This is a genomic window from Paenibacillus alvei DSM 29 (assembly GCF_000293805.1).
Taxonomy (GTDB): Bacteria; Bacillota; Bacilli; order Paenibacillales; family Paenibacillaceae; genus Paenibacillus_B; species Paenibacillus_B alvei.
Genome location: NZ_AMBZ01000008.1, coordinates 246,285 through 262,228, shown reverse-complemented (window position 1 = coordinate 262,228; position 15,944 = coordinate 246,285). Strand labels below are relative to the sequence as shown.

The window sequence follows — 15,944 nt, the reverse complement described above, 5'->3', positions numbered from 1 at the left end:
ATGGCAACGTTCAAAGAGTTTCGCAACAATGTGAAGCCGAATTGGTGCCCAGGCTGCGGCGACTTCTCAATTCAGGCAGCCATTCAACGCGCAGCTGCCAATGTCGGATTGGAACCTGAGAATTTGGCAGTTGTATCAGGGATTGGTTGTTCTGGTCGGATTTCAGGATATATTAATGCATACGGCTTCCACAGCATTCACGGCCGTGCGCTTCCAATCGCACAAGGATTGAAGCTGGCCAATCGCGACTTGACCGTCATTGCATCCGGCGGGGATGGAGACGGCTTCGCGATTGGGATGGGACATACGGTGCATGCGATTCGTCGTAACATCAACATAACCTACATCGTAATGGATAATCAAATCTATGGATTAACGAAAGGTCAGACTTCGCCACGCAGCGCGGTCGGCTTTAAGACGAAGAGTACACCGGAAGGCGCAATCGAGAACACATTGAGTCCGCTTGAAATTGCGCTCTCCGCGGGAGCTACCTTCGTAGCACAATCGTTCTCAAGTGATTTGAAGCAGCTGACATCCTTGATTGAAGAAGGCATCAAGCACGAAGGCTTCTCATTAATCAACGTGTTCAGCCCATGTGTAACCTTCAACAAGATCAATACGTATGATTGGTTCAAGGAGAACATCATCAATTTGGATTCCGTGGAAGGCTATGATCCGTCTAACCGCATCGCGGCAATGACGAAGCTGATGGAAACAGATGGAATGATAACAGGTCTTATCTATCAAGATACATCGAAGAAGAGCTATGAGAATCTCGTATCTGGATTCCGCGCTGAACCGTTAGCGAAGCAAAATATTCGTCTTTCTTCTGAAGAATTTGACAAATTGGTGGCAGAATTCAAATAATTGTTGAAAAGGCATGCGTCTTTAGGCGCATGCCTTGTTGCTTTTCGTAGTATAATATGATTTGGTACTAGCTAGAGAGAACACATACGTGAGGTGGAAGAGAAATGAAAAACGTACCTGTCGGCGTATCCGCTCGCCATATTCATTTGACTCAAGAACATATCGAGATTTTGTTCGGCAAAGGCTATCAATTGACTGAGTTCAAGCCATTGTCCCAGCCAGGACAATATGCTGCGAACGAAACAGTTGAAGTTGTAGGTTCCAAAGGATCCTTCAATAAAGTTCGTATTTTGGGACCTGCACGCCCTGCATCCCAATTGGAAATTTCCCGTACTGACTCCTTTGCAATTGGTGTAAAAGCACCAGTTCGCGAATCTGGTGATATCGAAGGTACTCCAGGTATTCTTGTAAAAGGACCTGCCGGTGAAGTTGAACTGCAAGACGGCGTTATCGTAGCTGCGCGTCACATTCACTTCCATACTTCTGATGCAGAAAAATGGGGGATTCAAGACAAGCAAAAGCTTCGCGTACGTGTAGGCGGAGAGCGCGGTGTTGTATTTGAAAACGTGATTGCACGTGTTTCCGAAAAATTTGCATTGGACATGCATATCGACACAGACGAAGCGAATGCTGCTGGTGTAAAAAACGGCGACACAGCTGAGATCATTGATTAATTATTGAATCATACTAAGAAATTAAAGGTGCAGTCCTTATGGGCTGTGCCTTTTTTGCATAGATGACTACTTTGTAAGAGCAGAGTTCATATTAAATATGTAGTTTAGGCGCTGCCGCATAGACGGTCAGCGCTATGCTATTTTTATGCCCTCACCAGCGTGGGGGCTATTTCAATTGGGGAGGTTTAGAGATGGACAAATGGAAAGCGGTTTGGAGGCGTGGCAAGGACATTTTTCATTCTGCTGCTTCCGTGTGGCGGGCATCTGCTTGACGTCATGTTCGGGTTGCCTGGTCTTGTATTTGGGGCGATCGCCCTCAGTACTCTCTACCATGTGTTACAGTCCATGATAGCCAACAGCATAGGATCAGGATGGAATGACTAGCTGCCGCTGCCTGTATTGAATTGGGTTATTGAACTGGGCAAATCGGATCTTGATAAAAAATAACGGTTAGAGTCACGAAAAGGAGATGTCAGAATGACAATTAATTGGGGAGAATATGGATTCCGCGTAACAAGCCCATATGGATACAGAAGTGATCCATTCAACGGCGGCACAGTATTTCATACAGACATTGATATTGTTAAGAGCCATAAAGCTCCTATCTGTGCTTTCGTAGCTGGTGAAGTAGTACACGCCCGGGAAGGTCAAGCAGGTACAGGCTCCCGTCCTTCCGTTTTCAGGGGGGATTGGCTTTTTTTCACTTGCAACATTAGTTGACGCGCGCCCGTCTTTAGGAAATGTAACGCAAAGGAACATACCTAGGAGGCTTACAGACTATGAAAAAATCATCCAATGTATTGGCAACAGCAACGGTTTTAGCGATGCCAGTTCCTCCGGTTCACCCACTATTACCGAATGAGTTGACTCACTGTATTTCGAATGGTGTCATTACGGTTGTAAAGGACAATCAGATTACAATCGAGGGCAAGGAATTTGGGGAATACGCGATAAGCTGTCTCGTACTGAACGTAGATTCTTGTGGTGCTTGTGATGGCACCTAGAGTGAGTTATCCATTGGAAGTGAAGCTGAAAGCAATAGAAATGAGATTAGCGGGAATTACCGTTAAAGAAGTCATGAAAGAGTTACACATCAAAAACAGGACGCAAATACAAACGTGGATGAGATGGTACAAAAACGGAGAACACAAGCGACTTGAACAGCCTATTGGCAAACAATATAGCTTGAAAAGATACAGAAGGAAAGCGGAAAAGAATTGAATCTATAAAGTGAGTGGAAAATTAGCACCTTCAAGAGAATGTTCTTCCTCCTTATTCCTTATAACATCATTGTACGTCAATCAATATAAAATATTGACCTGAAATGGATTTCATCTTTATATGACTGCGATGCGTGGCCGCTGGGTGGATGAAGTATATACCTGCTTTAAAGTGCAATAAACCTGTTTATGACACAATGAGACCTAAGCCAAAAAAGTAAGCCCCGGAATGCTCCGAGGCTTTTTTTCATACATGATCCACACTCTACCCGCAAAAACGATGTTTAACACCAGGCCACAATGACCAATCCTGTCCATTTTGAATTTTGGAAATTCTTACTGTTTACAGTATTTTGGATAGCATAGGGCCATGTTGTCCACTCCGTAATAACTAAATCTGGAAGTTCATTCTTGGCTCTCATCTTCGGATGATGGTATAATTCGAAGTGATGTTCATGTACATACATTGGTGGTTTGCATAAAGATAGAAGACTACAAATGAACACCACAATGAAAACCTACAGAATCGATTGAGAAGAAGGAGTGCCGACACAAATGAACAAAGAGTCGAAAGATTACTCCAAATATTTTGATTTCTCGAATGCCAAAGTCATTTCCGAGGATGAACAAGGTAAACGGATTCGTATAAATGGTCGTGAAATCAACATTATTTCGGAGCCTAACCAGCGTCAAGAGAAGCAACGGGGCAAACAGGATATTCAGGTGCATTATGATCAGGCAGTGACTGAGGAGCTAAAGGATCTAGGTGTTGGAAAGAAATATATCATCTATACATTCGGCTGCCAGATGAACGAGCATGATTCCGAGACAATGAGCGGCTTACTCGAACAAATGGGCTATGAAAAAACGGAAGATCGGAAACAGGCCGATATCATTTTATTAAATACATGTGCGATTCGTGAAAATGCAGAGGATAAAGTTTTTGGCGAACTCGGACATTTGAAGACATTGAAGCTGCAAAGACCTGGGCTTATTCTTGGCGTGTGCGGTTGTATGTCCCAAGAAGAAAATGTCGTGAATCGAATCATGCAAAAGCATCAATTCGTTGATATCGTATTCGGTACACATAATATTCACCGCTTGCCGGTGCTGATTCGCGATGCCTTGTTCAATAAGGAAATGGTCGTGGAGGTATGGTCTAAAGAAGGCGACATTATTGAAAATCTGCCGAAGAAGCGGGAAGGTATGCGAGCATGGGTCAACATTATGTATGGCTGCGATAAGTTCTGTACATACTGCATCGTTCCGTACACACGCGGGAAAGAGCGCAGCCGCCGTCCGGAAGACGTAATTGCTGAGGTTAGAGACTTGGCTCGTCAAGGGTTCAAGGAGATTACACTGCTCGGCCAAAATGTCAACGCTTACGGTAAAGATTTTGCCGACATTACCTATTCATTCGGCGATTTGATGGATGAAATTCGTACCATCGATGTACCGCGCATTCGCTTTACCACTTCTCATCCAAGAGACTTTGATGACCGATTAATTGAGGTGCTTGCAAAGCGCGGCAATTTGGTTGAGCATATTCATCTTCCTGTACAATCAGGAAGCACGGAAATATTGAAGAAAATGAGCCGCAAGTATGACCGGGAACGCTTCCTGGAACTGGCTTTCAAAATCAAGCAGGCGATTCCAGATGTCGTCTTTACGACAGATATTATCGTCGGTTTCCCAGGCGAGACAGATGAACAGTTCGAAGAAACGATGTCTCTCGTGCGAGAGGTAGAATTCGACTTTGCCTACACTTTTATCTATTCACCGCGAGAAGGCACGCCAGCGGCAGGGATGGAAGACAATGTTCCGATGGAAGTGAAGAAGGAGCGCTTGCAGCGCTTGAATGCACTGCTGCAGGAGCAGAGTCGTCGCAGTAACGAACGATTGATGGATCAAGTCGTTGAAGTCTTGGTAGAAGGGGAAAGCAAGAATAACCCTGACATTTTATCTGCACGTACGCGTACGAACAAGCTTGTCCATTTTGCAGGTCCGGCATCGTTGATCGGTCAAATCGTACATGTTAAAATTACAGATATTATGTCATATTACATCAAGGGTGTGCTTGTCACAGAACCGATGCAAATGACTTCTTAACCTTTTCTGTATTATCGGATACAATAAACGAGAAGAGATAGATTTTACCAATACAATTCAGGCCGAATAGATGGGAGAGGTTCTCATTGACGCAACAGTCACAATCTTCAAAGGTGAATTCGGAACACGCAGAACACTCGGAACATGAGGAGCATGTCCATCGATCGGGATGCGGAATACCGAAGTTCAATACGCGGGACTTGCTAGTCCGCGAAGATATTATGGCAAAGGCGAAGCAGTTGTCCGAGCTTATTCTCACGACAGATGAGGTTCGGCAATTCCAGCAAGCCGAGAAGCAAATTCAGATGCATAATAGGGTACAAGAGCTGATCTCCTCGATTAAGAAAAAGCAAAAGGAATTGGTTGCGTTCCAATCATTCCAAAACGCTAAGATGGTGGATAAAATTGAAAATGAGATTAGCGAGCTCCAAGACGAACTGGATAATATTCCGCTCGTTGTGGAATTCCAGCAAAGCCAGAGTGATGTAAATTATTTGCTTCAACTGATCATGTCGGTTATTCGTGACACGGTATCTGAGAAGATCGAGGTAGAAGCAGCCACACCAGAAGCGCCAGAATCATGCGATTAGCATAGGATGAAATAAGAAGGCTTCCTGCAGTTAAGGCGGGAAGCCTTCTTTTGCGATTGTTGAAGGAAATAGGGTGAGAGGAAGCAAATTAGGATAATAGCTTGCGGAATTGTTCGGTAAGCAGCGGCACAACCTCGAATAAGTCGCCAACAATAGCGTAATTGGCTACCTTGAAAATAGGAGCATATGGATCAATATTGATGGCAACGATAGTGCGGGATTGACCCATCCCTGCAATATGTTGGATGGCGCCGCTAATTCCACATGCGAAATAAATTTCGGGCGTAACGACCTTGCCCGTTTGTCCGATCTGCAGAGAGTAATCGCAATAGCCGGCATCACAAGCGCCGCGCGAAGCCCCGACTGCACCATTCAGTACACGGGCCAGCTGCTCCAGCGGCTTGAAACCTGCGGGGCTTTTCACACCGCGCCCGCCAGATATAATAATTTTAGCCTCAGACAAATTTACAGATCCGCTCATTCTGGTCACAACTTCATGGACGACAGTCCGTAAGGATGAGGCCGGGGCAAGCAGGGAAATAAATTGAGGATCATTTACGGACTGATACGCGGGAAGCATTCCAGCTTGTTGGGTTATAGGACTGAAGTAGTTAGGCCGGATCGTGATAATCCAAGGTCGGGCTTGGTTGGCAAAGCGTTTTGTTTCAAATGCTTTGCCTGCATAGACAGGTCTCAAGAACGTACTGCCAGCCGCATCCGATTGTATGGAGACGACATCTGAAATATGGCCAGTATGGAGCTGGGCAGCAAGCATAGGGGCAAGGTCGCGTCCCATAGCCGTGTGTCCAAGCAGCACGACATCTGGTGATTGCTGTTCCGTAAATGCTTGCAATGCCGAAAAATAGGTTTCTGCCTCGTAATATCTATACCTTTCATCATCTGCGCAGCTAACTTGCGCAATTCCTCGAATCTTTAAGGACTGGATGGTGTCCTCTGCAAGTTGATATCCAATGACAAGCACAATAATTCGATCATCAGGCTTCGCCATCTGCGCAGCAGCACCAAGCGCTTCGAATGTAACCTGGTGCAATCGAGTTCCACGTATTTCAGCAATTACAGCATATGTGCGGCTCATAGGGCAGCACTCCTTTCCAGTCGATAGCACGCTTGCGGCTTACTTGTAGATCTTATCGTTTAGAAGCAAGCGCATGGTCGATGTGTAACGAAGTGATTAGAGGGATGTCCGCCATAGTTCCCTTTCCACTTTCCTGTTTCTTTATTGCCATATTCGTCATAAGGATGAATAATCCTCTTTCCTCCGTCTTCCAAGAGCAGACCGGTCTGTAATTAAGACTTATTCTCAACTTTATGCAATCATTGTATGGGGGAATTTGTTAACTTATCTCTATTCCTGATTCAGCAATTTCATTAACCAGCGGTCATAGCAAGGGCAAGGACGAATTTTTTAGTGTCAAAACTCATATCCATCAAACATAGTTCTTTACGTACAGCCAAGTTGCGTGAGTACAGATTAGACAGCATCCTGCATAAGGAAGGGGAGAAGGGTTGCTAATTTATGTAAAATGGCTTGTCTTACTCATTACAAATGGGGGACGGATAGCTGTAAACCCGTCTTTCGGCACAGGTTTGGCTACATAGGCTTGGGACAGCCTGGGACGAAGCTATCCGAACAGCACTGTACGAGATGAACAGCATGGGACAGGAGGAATGAGGCATGGATGCAGCGTCTACGACGCGAATAAGGGGCGGTGGTTTCGTTATTGACGAGCCGAAGCTTGAATGGGTAGTAACGCCCGAGGATTTCACCTCAGAGCAGCGGTTGTTCGCCGATACAACAAAGGCTTTTGTCGAAGGGGATGTGCTGCAGCATGATGAAGAGATTGAACGGCTCAATTACGAGCTGACAGTTCAACTGATGCGCAAGGCTGGTGAGCTCGGCCTATTAGCCGTGGATATACCCGAAGCTTTTGGCGGGCTGGGACTCGATAAGGTGAGCTCCACGATCGTAAATGAGAATCTGGCGAAGGCATCGTCCTTCGCATTGTCCATTGGGGCTCACGTAGGGATTGGGACACTGCCGATCGTGTACTTTGGAACCGAACAGCAAAAGCGCACATATTTGCCGCAACTAGCAACTGGCGCTAAAATAGCCGCCTATTGTTTAACCGAACCCGCCTCAGGATCTGATGCACTAGGCGCTCGTACAACTGCTAAGCTGACTGAGGATGGGGCCCATTATACTTTAAACGGCTCAAAACTGTATATTACGAACGCAGGATTTGCGGATATTTTTATCGTATATGCGAAGGTAGACGGTGAGAAATTTACGGCGTTTATCGTGGAGCGGGGCATGGAAGGATTTACGGTTGGACCGGAAGAGAAAAAGATGGGAATCAAGGGCTCATCCACCTGCCCGATTTACTTTGATAACATGCGTGTACCTGTTGATAATGTGCTCGGAGAGATCGGGAAAGGGCACCTTATTGCTTTTAACATATTAAATATCGGCAGATTCAAGCTAGGGGCGGGCTGTCTTGGCGCAGCAAAGGAAACGATCCAGCTGGCTTCTGCCTATGCGAATGCAAGAACGCAGTTCGGCAAGCCGATCAGCAGCTTCCCGCTTATTGGGAAGAAGCTTGCCGAGATGAATACGCTAACTTATGTATTAGAAAGCATGGTTTATCGAACCTCTGGTTATATCGACGCTATGCTCCAGGGCTTACATGAGAAGTCAACGGATACGGGAACACAAGGCGGTACGCATACGGTCGCGTCTCCAGCCAAAGCAATCGCAGAATTTGCCCTTGAATGCTCCATTATTAAGGTGTTCGGCAGTGAAGCACTGCATACAATTGCGGATGAAGGCGTGCAAATTCACGGTGGCTATGGTTACACCCAAGAATACAAGGTGGAGCGAATTTATCGTGATGCGCGCATTAACCGCATTTTCGAGGGCACGAATGAAATCAACCGGCTTCTCATTCCAGGTACGCTGCTGAAAAAAGCATTGAAGGGAGAGCTCCCATTAATGGAGCGATTGGAGCGGCTGCAGGAAGAGGTGCTTGCATTCCGTCCATCTCTTAGCGACAGCGAAGAGGATCCCTTGTCTGTTCTATATGGACTATTGAACCAAATGAAGACCGCTTTTCTGGTCGTGGGTGGAACCGCTGTTCAGAAATATGGAACACGTATCGAGGAGCAGCAGGAGGTTCTCTCTGCCCTTGCTGATATGATGATTTACATTTATGCGGCAGAAAGCGCGATACTGCGAACGAATAAGCTAATCAACCGCTTTGGAGAGGAGAAGGCTGCTCTGGCTATGCGGATGACTCAGGTATTCGTTCGCGATTCGATCCAGGTTATCGAGCAAAGAGCAAAGGAAACACTCCATGAAGCTGCATCAGGGGACGTGCTTCGCACGCAGCTCTCTTTGCTCAAGAAGTTCAGCCGCACCTCGCCATTGTCCTTAATTTCGCAGAAGCGGGACATCGCTGTTCGTGTAATCGCGAACGAACGGTATATCGTGATGTAATTAAGCGCTATTTTCAGTGACTGATCTGCGCTGCTGCCTTGCGCGCAGCGCAGACTGAACGAGGAAGGGGAGTAGCACATGAGTGCTGATGAAAGGCCTTGGCTGCGCCATTATCCGAAAGAAGTAGCTCCGTCGTTCGACTATCCGAAGCATAATGTGGCACACCTGCTGGAGAAGGCTGCTGCTGAGTACCCAGAGCGTACAGCGATTGAATTCATGGGTAAGGCGCTTTCTTATCGTGAATTGCTTGCTTCAGTTTATCAATTTGCAGGCGGCTTGCGCTCGCTCGGGGTGAGTGCAGGGGATCGGGTTGCCATCATGCTGCCGAATTGCCCGCAAATGCTTATTGCCTATTATGGCACGTTATTTATGGGTGGAATCGTAGTGATGACCAGTCCGCTGTACATGGAGGGAGAACTGGCTCACCAATTGGAGGATTCAGGGGCAACGGTAATCATAACACTCGATTTGCTGTTTGCTCGTGTACTGCATGTCAAGCAGAAAACCAAGCTTAATCATATGATCGTAACCTCGATCCGTGATTATTTGCCTTTCCCGAAAAATTGGCTGTATCCGCTCAAAATGAAGAAGGAAGGTCAATCGCTTGCGGTTCCTGAGGTGCCTGGTGTAATACGCTATAAGCGCTGGCTCGCTTCAAGTGCTCCGCTGACTACGATTTGTCCTGTCGATGCCGAGCAGGATGTGGCTATGTTTCAATATACGGGCGGGACAACAGGAGTAGCCAAGGGTGTCATGCTGACGCATTATAATTTGCTCGCAAATACAACGCAAACGGCAAATTGGTTCTACTGCGCACAAAGAGGCAAGGAAACGTTTCTTGCAGCACTTCCGTGCTTTCATGTATTCGGCTTGACGGTTCTTCTTAATTTGGGCATCCATCTGGCAGGCAAGCTGATATTGCTGCCGCGGTTCGATACAAAACAAGTGCTGGAATCGATCTCCAAGGAAAAGGTAACGATATTCCCCGGCGCTCCGACAATGTATATTGCGATCAATCACCATAAAGAGGTTGCTCGTTATGATTTATCATCGGTGCAGGCATGTGTGTCTGGTTCCGCGCCTCTCCCGCTTGAGGTACAAGAAAGATTTGAAGCCATTACGGGCGGGAGATTGATTGAGGGATACGGCTTAACAGAGTCTTCCCCGGTTACGCATGCCAATCCGGTATGGGGGTATCGGAAGGCTGGAACGATTGGGGTTCCATTCCCGGACACTGATGCTAAAGTTGTAAATCCAGATACTCTTGAAGAATTGCCGATAGGCTCTATCGGAGAGCTCGCCGTACGCGGACCGCAGGTTATGAAGGGGTATTGGAATCGGCCTAGAGAGACAGCGGAAGTATTGAAAGAGGGCTGGCTGCTAACCGGTGACATGGCGAAGATGGATGAGGATGGGTTCTTCTCGATCGTTGATCGGAAGAAGGAGATGATTAATGCAAGCGGATTCAAAGTATTCCCGCGCGATGTAGAAGAGGTGCTGTTCGAGCATCCTCAGGTGAAAGAAGCAGCAGTAATCGGAGTTCCAGATCCATATCGAGGGGAAACGGTCAAGGCTTTCATCGTACGAGTGGATGGTTCAACGATTACAGAGGAGGACTTGGTCGGTTGGTGCCGTGCGAAGCTGGCTGCATTTAAAATTCCTCGGCAAATCGAGTTCCGAGGGGAGCTGCCTAAGACGATGGTTGGCAAAGTGCTTCGCCGTAAGCTGGTTGAAGAAGAGGCGCAGCGCCGGCTCCAACACGAGCATCATGGCGACAACTCTTCTGACGATAAGTAGCAGGAGACGAACCATTTGAAGCAACAATGTGATAAAATAGAGGAGAAGGCCGGTCATCAAAACGATCGGCCTTCGCTTCTTTCGACATTTTGTTAGTGATAGAAGGGCATAATGTCGGTATACTGTAAGGTAAATAATGGCGGATAAATCGAGAGGTGGCCAACATGAGCAACGAGCAAATCTTGCGGTGGGATGAAATAAAGGAAAGCGCGCAAACGTCATTCTGGGGATACTTGGGCTGTGAGCTCGTTCATGCGGATGAGAAGGAAGTGGTCGTTCGTCTTGACGCGAAGGATCACCATTTGAATATGATGGGCATTGTGAATGGAGGCGTATTATCTTCTCTGCTGGACAATACGATGGGGATTGCCGCCACTGCATATAAGCAGGATCAGAACATTGTGACGGGGAGCTTGAATGTGAACTTTTTGCGTCCAATGAAGCTGGGCATATTGGAAGCTCGAGCGCATGTTACCCATGCAACGAAGCGCGTGCTTACGATTCAAGGGACAATTGTGAACGAGCAAGGTGAGCTCGGTACGATGGCGACAGGAACTTTTCACGTGAGAAGCCCGCGTGCAGGTGGTTGACATTTAGCACCGATTTGTCATAATGACGATAAGCTAACTATCGGATAGCGGGCCTCGGAGAGGGGATGCAATTGGAATTGAAGGCATTAATTGTCATTGATTATACGTATGATTTTGTGATTGGTCGCCTTCCTTGCGGAGATCCAGCCGTACATATCGAGGATCGTGTTGCGGATTTGGTAGAGTCCTTCGCGGCTGCTGGTGATTTTGTTACGATGGCCGTGGATCTGCATGAGGAGCAGGATCCGTACCATCCGGAATCAGCGTTGTTCCCGCCCCATAACATTCGGGGGACTGAAGGGCGGAACCTATACGGCAAAGTAGCCGATGCCTACGAGCGTCATAAATCAGATGTATATTGGATGGATAAGACCAGATACAGCTCATTTTGCGGTACCGATCTAGATATGCAATTGCGAGCTAGACATATTCAAGAGATTCACTTGGTTGGCGTATGTACAGACATCTGCGTGCTTCATACGGCAGTGGATGCTTATAATAAAGGATATAAAATTGTTGTTCATGAGGATGCTGTTGCAACCTTTAACGGGCAAGCTCATGCGTGGGCATTGCAGCACTTCCACAATTCGCTTGGTGCCCAAATTGTAAGCGGGTACCGCACAGAATAGTTAATTGCCGCATACAGTCTGACTGGTAAACGGTAGAAAGAGAGATGACTTGATGAATACATCAATGGCCTTACACACAGATAAATATCAAATCAATATGATGTATGCGCACTGGAAGAATGGCACACATAATCAGCAGACGGTGTTTGAAGCATTTTTCCGCAAGCTGCCCTTCCATAATGGGTATGCCGTGTTCGCCGGTCTTGAGCGAATTGTTGAGTATATTGAGCATTTGCATTTCACAGAAGAAGACATAGAGTATCTAGGTATGCAGGAAGAGCAATACGAGAAAGCGTTTCTGGAAGAGCTGCGCGCATTCCGTTTTACCGGACAGATTGATGCAGTTCGAGAAGGTACGCTCGTATTCGCCAATGAGCCGCTTATTCGCGTAGAGGGACGTGTGTTCGAAACGCAACTGATTGAGACAGCTCTATTGAACTTCATGAACTTTCAGACATTGATCGCAACCAAGGCTTCGCGCATCAAGCATGTCGCTCCGAACGATATTTTGATGGAATTCGGCACACGCCGGGCCCAAGAGGCAGATGCTGCATTATGGGGCGCGCGTGCAGCTTACTTGGCAGGCTTCCATGCCACTTCAAATATGCTCGCGGGCCGTAGGTTCGGTATTCCGACAAAAGGGACGCATGCTCATGCGTGGGTGCAAAGCTTCGAGAGCGAGGAAGAGGCTTTTCATGCATTCGCTGAAGCGCTGCCTAATCAGGTGACGCTGCTCGTCGATACGTATGATACGCTGCACAGCGGAATTCCGAATGCGATTCAAATTGGTCTTGAGCTGGAGAAAAAAGGGAAGAAGCTACAGGCGATTCGACTCGACAGCGGGGACATTGCGTACTTGTCCATTCAAGCCCGCAAGCTGCTGGATGAGGCCGGTCTGACTAATGTGCAGATTTGTGCATCTAACGATTTGGATGAGTATACGATTTCAGACTTGAAATCACAGGGTGCTCGTGTGGAAATGTGGGGAGTCGGCACACAACTGATTACGGCAGCGGATCAGCCTTCGCTTGGCGGCGTGTACAAGCTTGTATCTCGTGAAGTAAACGGAGAGATGCAGCCAACGATCAAAATTTCTGCGAATCCAGAGAAGGTCACGACGCCAGGCAAGAAGGATGTTTACCGCATCATTCATAAGAAAAAGAAAAAGCGATCGCTGACTACATTTGCCTCTCTGAAGAGGATGATGTAAAGCGTCGGGCGAAAATTAAGCTGTTTGATCCAATTCACCCATACTTACACAAATATGTGGAGAGTTATGATGCAGAACTGCTGCTTCAGCCTGTATATCGGGACGGCAAGCTTGTATATGAACGCCCGCCTCTGGAGGAGATCCGCAACTACCATAAGGAGCAGCTGCAACTGTTCTGGCCGGAATATTTGCGGAAGACGAACCCAGAGCAGTATCATGTCGATGTGAGCACGAAGGCCTGGGAGCTCAAGCGCGACATGATTGAGGCGCATGTGCAAGAGAAGGAAAAATTGCGTTCATTCCAAATGGATGCTGGAGATTCGGATGAGGATCACGATAAATAATGAACATCGGTGAGTTGGACAAGCTCTGATCATACGAGTTGACTTCCCCGTCTAACGCGAGATTGTGCGAATTTTATGCGGGGATAGGAATCGCTGTCATACTGCAATTGCGGCTATGAAGCGATTTACTTCTGTTAGGCCGTACCATGAGCAAGATCGTTTAACGTTATGAATGATGTACATGCGAAGAGGGAGAGGGAGATAGCATGAGTCAGACGTTTGATGGATCAGTGGAAATGCGAAGCAGTGAGGTATTTACACCACAGCATGGGTTTACACAAGGCATAGAAGGTCCTGCTTGCGATAAGGAAGGCAATTTGTACGCGGTCAATTATGAACGCCAAGGCACTATTGGAAAAGTCACACCGGCAGGCGAATGCTCTGTGTTTCTGGAGCTTCCCGAGGGATGCATAGGCAATGGTATCCGCTTTAATCGCAGAGGGGAGATGTGCATCGCCGATTATGCAGGACATCATGTGTTCCGATATTCCTTTGTGACGAAGGAGCTGCAAGTGCTTGCACACGATCCAACAATGAATCAGCCGAACGATATTGCAATTATGGCGAATGATATTATATTTGCAAGTGATCCGAAGTGGGCCGATGATTCCGGGCAAATCTGGCGCATCCGTCCAAATGGAGAAATGACATTGTTGGAAACGGGCATGGGAACTACGAACGGCATAGAGGTGAGCTCGGACGAGCGTCTGTTGTATGTTAACGAGTCGGTTCAACGCCGAATATGGGTCTATGATCTTCATGAGGACGGAAGTATTTCGAACAAGCGGCTATTTCATGAGTTTCCGGATTTCGGACTGGATGGGATGCGCTGTGATATAGACGGCAATCTGTACGTTGCTCGCTTTGGCAAAGGGACGGTAGCAGTTCTCGCTCCGGATGGAACTCTGCTCGAAGAGATACGACTCCATGGAAGCAACTGCACAAATGTGACCTTCGGTGGCGAAGATGGATGTACCGTATATGTCACGATGATGGATCAGGGCAATGTCGAGCGATTCCGAGCGAACCGTCCTGGCCGCTGCCGCAGATTGTTCGGACTTGTATAACATCCTAATGTCAAAGAGGAGCCCATTGCAATCGGGCTCCTTTCTCTGCTTCATGCAGGATTTTGGACTATCCGATGTATGACAGGCCAAGGGGCCGCTATCTCGGGAAAGGAAGACAAAATTATTTCTCGGGAAAGCGCAAAAACGTGCATTTTTCTGCAAAAGTTTACTTTTTTCGACAATTTTCCTCTTACAGGCGTGTAGGCTTGCCCAAAATGGTGCCACGTTCTTGTTGCAATCTGAAGCGGATTGGTGTGGAAATAGCAGGGCGCATCATAATCAGACCGGAAAGGGTGAGCATATGGAATCATCCCATTATACGAATAGAGCGGGTGACAAGCCCGCTCGCTATCCTGGATCAATAACAGATGTACCTGGCATTGCTGTAGGCCATGCACAGGACAATATTGCACTTACGGGCTGTACCGTCATTGTAGCCGAGCAAGGCGCTGTATGCGGCGTCGATGTCCGGGGTTCAGCGCCAGGTACTCGTGAGACGGAGCTTTTGCAGCCGACGGCGCTCGTTCAGCATATACATGCTCTTTGCCTTAGCGGCGGAAGCGCATTTGGACTTGCTGCCGCACAAGGGGTCATGCAGCGGCTGCAGGAGCAGGAGATTGGATTGGATGTCGGCGTTGCGAAGGTGCCAATCGTACCTTCGGCGATTTTATTTGACCTGGCGCTTGGCGATCCCACAGTTGTACCAACTGCAGAGATGGGATATGCGGCTGCAGTGAGCGCTTCATCTGGAATGGTTGCCGAAGGGAATGTTGGTGCGGGAACGGGTGCAACGCTTGGCAAATTCGCGGGCATTGATCGGTCAATGAAAGGCGGATTCGGCACGGCTTCTGTACAATTGCCCAATGGACTGATTGTTGGAGCCGCTGTCGCAGTCAATGCAGTCGGCGAGGTTAGACACCCGAAGAACGGCAGAACACTGGCTGGTGCAAGATCAGATGAAAAGGGGAGCTTTATTGATCCGTTGTCCTTTCTTACCCAATTGGCTAATCCTTTTCAAGGAACGTTGAAGCCGGGTACGAATACGACGATTGCTGCGGTTGCCTGTAACGGTTCATTCACCAAAACCGAAATGACGAAAATTGCTCAAATGGCCCACAATGGATTGGCTCGAACGATTTATCCAGTCCATACGATGTATGATGGGGACACGGTGTTCGCAATGACGACGGGCGGAGTTGAGTCTTCTGTGGATCTTGCAGGGATGTGGGCAGCGGAAGTGCTTGGCTATGCTGTTCATAATGCCATTGTTGCGGCACAATCTGTAGACGGCACGCCATGTTCGCAGGAATGGCTGACTTGATCGATATGTAGA

At 47.5% G+C, this 15,944-nt stretch carries 14 protein-coding genes and 2 pseudogenes; 15 read left to right on the top strand and 1 reads right to left on the bottom strand.

The window, feature by feature from the left end; translation table 11 throughout:
• The 8 genes and pseudogenes from PAV_RS23895 to PAV_RS23865 all read left to right on the top strand — a co-directional run bounded on the left by PAV_RS23895 (position 1) and on the right by PAV_RS23865 (position 5,460).
• On the top strand, positions 1-867 hold the full coding sequence (locus PAV_RS23895) for a 2-oxoacid:ferredoxin oxidoreductase subunit beta (RefSeq protein ID WP_005550488.1): 867 nt from the start codon (positions 1-3) through the stop codon (positions 865-867).
• 104 nt (positions 868-971) lie between these two features.
• Positions 972-1,541 carry a phosphate propanoyltransferase gene (gene pduL / locus PAV_RS23890; RefSeq protein WP_005550487.1) on the top strand — a complete coding sequence of 190 codons (570 nt, stop codon included), beginning with the start codon at positions 972-974 and terminating at the stop codon, positions 1,539-1,541.
• Positions 1,542-1,760: 219 nt separating this feature from the next.
• Positions 1,761-1,925 (top strand): hypothetical protein, encoded by a 165-nt coding sequence (locus PAV_RS34915; RefSeq protein WP_157267239.1) that lies wholly within the window; start codon positions 1,761-1,763, stop codon positions 1,923-1,925.
• Positions 1,926-2,018: 93 nt separating this feature from the next.
• Complete coding sequence (locus PAV_RS23885) at positions 2,019-2,261, top strand: M23 family metallopeptidase (protein ID WP_005550486.1); 243 nt, start codon at positions 2,019-2,021, stop codon at positions 2,259-2,261.
• A 59-nt stretch (positions 2,262-2,320) separates the two neighbouring features.
• Positions 2,321-2,545: a hypothetical protein gene (locus tag PAV_RS23880; protein ID WP_005550485.1), complete on the top strand. Its 225-nt coding sequence runs from the start codon at positions 2,321-2,323 to the stop codon at positions 2,543-2,545.
• Positions 2,535-2,726, top strand: a pseudogene (locus tag PAV_RS23875) (helix-turn-helix domain-containing protein); the annotation flags it as partial. The gene PAV_RS23880 and the pseudogene PAV_RS23875, both read left to right, overlap by 11 nt.
• 590 nt (positions 2,727-3,316) lie before the next feature.
• On the top strand, positions 3,317-4,870 hold the full coding sequence (miaB, locus tag PAV_RS23870) for a tRNA (N6-isopentenyl adenosine(37)-C2)-methylthiotransferase MiaB (RefSeq protein ID WP_005550483.1): 1,554 nt from the start codon (positions 3,317-3,319) through the stop codon (positions 4,868-4,870).
• A gap of 86 nt (positions 4,871-4,956) precedes the next feature.
• The gene (locus PAV_RS23865) at positions 4,957-5,460 is read left to right on the top strand and encodes a YlbF/YmcA family competence regulator (RefSeq protein WP_005550482.1); all 504 of its coding nucleotides are present in this window, start codon (positions 4,957-4,959) and stop codon (positions 5,458-5,460) included.
• Between the two features lie 88 nt (positions 5,461-5,548).
• Here the strand turns inward: PAV_RS23865 and PAV_RS23860 are convergent, their stop codons facing one another.
• Positions 5,549-6,556, bottom strand: a complete 1,008-nt coding sequence (locus PAV_RS23860; protein WP_005550481.1) for an electron transfer flavoprotein subunit alpha/FixB family protein — start codon at positions 6,554-6,556, stop codon at positions 5,549-5,551.
• Positions 6,557-7,156: 600 nt separating this feature from the next.
• On the opposite strand from PAV_RS23860, the gene PAV_RS23855 reads away from it, so the two are divergent.
• The 7 genes and pseudogenes from PAV_RS23855 (at position 7,157) to PAV_RS23820 (ending at position 15,932) form a co-directional block, all read left to right on the top strand.
• Complete coding sequence (locus tag PAV_RS23855; RefSeq protein WP_005550480.1) at positions 7,157-8,974, top strand: acyl-CoA dehydrogenase family protein; 1,818 nt, start codon at positions 7,157-7,159, stop codon at positions 8,972-8,974.
• Positions 8,975-9,052: 78 nt separating this feature from the next.
• A complete protein-coding gene (locus PAV_RS23850; RefSeq protein WP_005550479.1) occupies positions 9,053-10,771 on the top strand; it encodes a long-chain-fatty-acid--CoA ligase in 1,719 nt (572 codons plus the stop codon).
• 164 nt (positions 10,772-10,935) lie between these two features.
• Positions 10,936-11,361, top strand: a complete 426-nt coding sequence (locus PAV_RS23845) for a PaaI family thioesterase (RefSeq protein ID WP_005550478.1) — start codon at positions 10,936-10,938, stop codon at positions 11,359-11,361.
• A 77-nt stretch (positions 11,362-11,438) separates the two neighbouring features.
• Positions 11,439-11,990 (top strand): cysteine hydrolase family protein, encoded by a 552-nt coding sequence (locus tag PAV_RS23840; RefSeq protein ID WP_040736749.1) that lies wholly within the window; start codon positions 11,439-11,441, stop codon positions 11,988-11,990.
• A 52-nt stretch (positions 11,991-12,042) separates the two neighbouring features.
• A pseudogene (locus PAV_RS23835) lies at positions 12,043-13,544 on the top strand (nicotinate phosphoribosyltransferase).
• Between the two features lie 206 nt (positions 13,545-13,750).
• A complete protein-coding gene (locus PAV_RS23825) occupies positions 13,751-14,611 on the top strand; it encodes an SMP-30/gluconolactonase/LRE family protein (RefSeq protein WP_005550473.1) in 861 nt (286 codons plus the stop codon).
• Between the two features lie 301 nt (positions 14,612-14,912).
• Positions 14,913-15,932, top strand: coding sequence for a P1 family peptidase (locus PAV_RS23820; RefSeq protein ID WP_005550471.1), 1,020 nt, complete (start codon positions 14,913-14,915; stop codon positions 15,930-15,932).
• Positions 15,933-15,944 lie beyond the last annotated feature (12 nt).